This is a genomic window from Paenibacillus sp. GCM10027628 (assembly GCF_042676385.1).
Classification (GTDB): Bacteria; Bacillota; Bacilli; order Paenibacillales; family NBRC-103111; genus Paenibacillus_E.
The window spans coordinates 1-3,376 of sequence record NZ_JBHTHA010000074.1 but is presented as its reverse complement, the minus strand read 5'-3'; the positions used below and the strand labels follow the sequence as shown (position 1 = coordinate 3,376).

Genomic DNA, 3,376 nt, shown 5'->3' with positions numbered 1-3,376 from the left:
GCCCGAATCCTGATCGGCATCGTCCAAAAAGGAGAAACATTTTTGCCCGAGAAGGCAAGTTTCATTTTTACTCAAGCTGCATAAAACTTTGAAAACCACGTAGATTGACTCATTCGTAGGATTTAAAAAGAAAGCACGGAGAACCGAGTTACTGCCCGAAAAGGGCTTAGACCCGTCCGCTAAACGCAATCGGTCTCCACACCTTGGATAGGTATGACGATGGAATGTAAGGGCTTAGACCCGTAGAGCCATGGGATGGTAAACTTCCAGGGTATTCGTGGAATATGCGTGCAGTTGAGTAAGATTTAGGGGAAAGGCTTTTACGGTTCCTCTGTTCCCGCACGCTCAAATAATAGACCACTTATCCAAATGAGTTTGTTTTCCAGGCAATCGTTATTAATCAAGGTGATGAAATCCTGCGAATGAGTGAGTATACGTAAGATAAACCCTTAAAACCGAGGGACGGGCAGTTTAATTTGGCAGTGTGTGATTACTTGAATACAGAGATTATAGATGCCTATTCCAGTGCCTCATTGTGAAAATGCTAATATTCTCAATTGACGGATGTAAGGGAATATTATTATTGCGACCACCAATCAAGTTAGTCAAATATACCAGCATAGAAAAAAAATCAATGCCCGATTTTCGGCGGAACTATTTTTCGGAAACGTTATAATCATAATTGTATTCCGTAAGGGCCTAAAATTCAAAACTGCATTAAAGAGGAGGAGCAGAATGATACCGACCGACAGTAAACTCGTGTATTACCAGGCGCTTATCGATAAAAAGTCCGAGTATGAAGGCATTTTCTATGTCGGAGTTAAGACAACCGGTGTGTTTTGCCGACCTACATGTCCGGCAAGAAAACCTAAATTTGAGAATTGTGAATTTTATAAGACAGCCAAGGAAGCCCTTCTGGCATCATTCCGACCCTGCCAGCGTTGCCGTCCGCTGTCTCATCCGGGCCATGTCTCGGAGTTGGTTCGTAAGCTAGTCAACGCGGTGGAAGAAAACCCGGAACACCGCTGGACGGACGAAGACTTCCAAAAATTATCCGTGGATGCCTCAACTGTGCGCCGCCAGTTCAAGAAAAGGTTCGGAATGACTTTTGTTGAATATGCAAGAGCTCGGCGAATGGGAATAGCCTTGAAACATATCCGAGCAGGCAGCGCGGTCATCGAAGCACAGCTATCCGCAGGTTACGAATCCGGCAGCGGCTTCAGGGATGCGTTTTCGCGCATTATGGGTGCAGCACCTGCTGGGCTGGGCAATCAACAGATTTTAAAGGCATCGTGGTTGGATACGCGTCTTGGCCCGATGATCGCAATCGCTGATGAACAAGCGCTATATTTACTCGAATTTATAGACCGCAGAGGATTGGAGCGAGAGATCGAACGTCTGAGAAGGAAGACAAAATCCGCGGTCATTCCGGGCAGCACACCGCCGATCGATTCGATTGAAAGGGAACTCAGGGATTATTTCGAAGGCAAGTTAACAGAATTCAAAACGCCTGTGAAACTAATTGGATCGCCTTTTCAAAAGAAGGTGTGGGAACAATTGCGGGAAATTCAACCGGGTCAGACGACTTCGTATGGCGACATTGCCTCGGCGCTTGGAAAGCTAAGTGCTTATCGTGCCGTAGCCCAAGCAAATGGAGCCAACCAGGTGGCGATTGTGATTCCATGTCACCGTGTTATCAACTCGAACGGCGACTTGGGCGGTTATGGAGGAGGTTTATCTCGGAAACAATGGCTGCTTGACCATGAAAAGAATGGGAGCGTGGAGGAGGACATAGGATGATGAAAAACAAGCAGTCGGGCAAATGGTCCATTTTATTCGTGGTTACACTTGTGTCATTTATTACTAATCTAGACGCTACGATTGTGGTTAACGGTCTCCCTCCGCTCATGGAGGACTTGCATCTTTTGATTGGAACGGGGATGTGGACGATCACCTCGTTCTACATTACGAGTACAGTATTCCTCCTTCCTTCCGGCCGATGGTCCGATATGTTCGGTACCAAACGCATTTTTCTATGGGGGTTCGCTTTGTTCACGATTGCTACTGCTTTTTGCGGTATGTCAGACACCGGCGCAGTTCTGATCGCGGCTCGCCTTCTGCAAGGTACCGGTGCTGCCATGGCGATGGCGGCATCCACTCCGATCTTGATACGAACATTTCCGCCTAATAAACTTGGGGTCGCACTTGGCATTAACAACATCGCATGGGTGACGGGCTCTCTCATTGGTCCTGTTGTCGGAGGTGTACTAATCGGCGAATTTGGATGGCGTTCCATGTTCTACGCGGTCGTTCCGATCGGTATCGTTGGCTTGGTCGCCGGTATTGTAATTCTAAAGGATGATAAATCGAGCGAAAAAACGAAGACTGACTGGCCCGGCGTGTTGACGTACGGAACGGGTTTAACCGCACTGCTTATCGCCTTGTCCGAGGCCCAGACTTGGGGATGGGTATCGGGAAGAACGTTCGGACTGTTCGCAGCAGCGCTGTTCCTATGGATTGCCTTCGTTTTCATTGAGAAGAAGGCTAAGCATCCATTGTTTCATTTGGGTCTTCTCGCTTCTCGGGAATACACCATAGGGCTCGGAATCACAATAAACTACTGTATCGGTTATTTCGCCGTCACCATTCTGCTCACGCTGTATTTGCAAGGCGCACTACACCTCAGTCCATTGGAGTCGGGGTTGTTGTTGATTCCGCTATCAGTGCCCCAGTTGTTCACAGCTCCATTTGGAGGTAGGCTTGCCGATCGTATTGGCCTAGCAAGAATGATTCTGCTCGGATCGTTTCTAATCGGACTCGCGCTACTGATGCTTGGACAGCTCGGTCCCAAACTGTCGAATATAGCTGTCATTGTTCCGCTTTTGATCATTTCTGCAGCAACCGGACTTTCCTGGCCATCACTTGCTAAAGCAGTACTATCAGCCGCTCCGCAAGAGCAAGCGGGTTCTGCATCAGGTATGTTCTGGACCGTATACAACATGTGCCGGGCTATTAGCCAAGCGCTTGCATTGGCAGTTGTTCAGTTAGTGGCCAAGTCCGATGTTGCTTCACAATTGTTATCTAGAGCCGAGGGTTATGAGTTGGGTCAATCGAAGGATGCCCTGATTCAAGCTTCTAACATTGGTTTCCGATTCTTCTCAGTCTTTCTCGCACTCGCAGTAGTGCTTGGACTATTTTTACTACGACCGCAGCACAAGACCGCAAGGGAAACAGCAAACATGGAGTAGTATAGAGGATTTCATTTAAGTTTATAAGACACACTCGAAGAAGATAAAAAGGAATAAAGAAGATTACGCTATTCCAGCTAACAGCTTGTCAATATTTAATTATTAATGGGAGATTCATGTGGTGGTAT

At 47.3% G+C, this 3,376-nt stretch carries 2 protein-coding genes; both read left to right on the top strand.

The window, feature by feature from the left end:
• Window positions 1-735 precede the first annotated feature (735 nt).
• Complete coding sequence (locus tag ACFQZT_RS32275; RefSeq protein WP_379307075.1) at window positions 736-1,800, top strand: bifunctional transcriptional activator/DNA repair enzyme AdaA; 1,065 nt, start codon at window positions 736-738, stop codon at window positions 1,798-1,800.
• On the top strand, window positions 1,797-3,248 hold the full coding sequence (locus ACFQZT_RS32270) for an MFS transporter (protein WP_379307073.1): 1,452 nt from the start codon (window positions 1,797-1,799) through the stop codon (window positions 3,246-3,248). The genes ACFQZT_RS32275 and ACFQZT_RS32270 overlap by 4 nt, the downstream gene beginning before the upstream one ends.
• Window positions 3,249-3,376 lie beyond the last annotated feature (128 nt).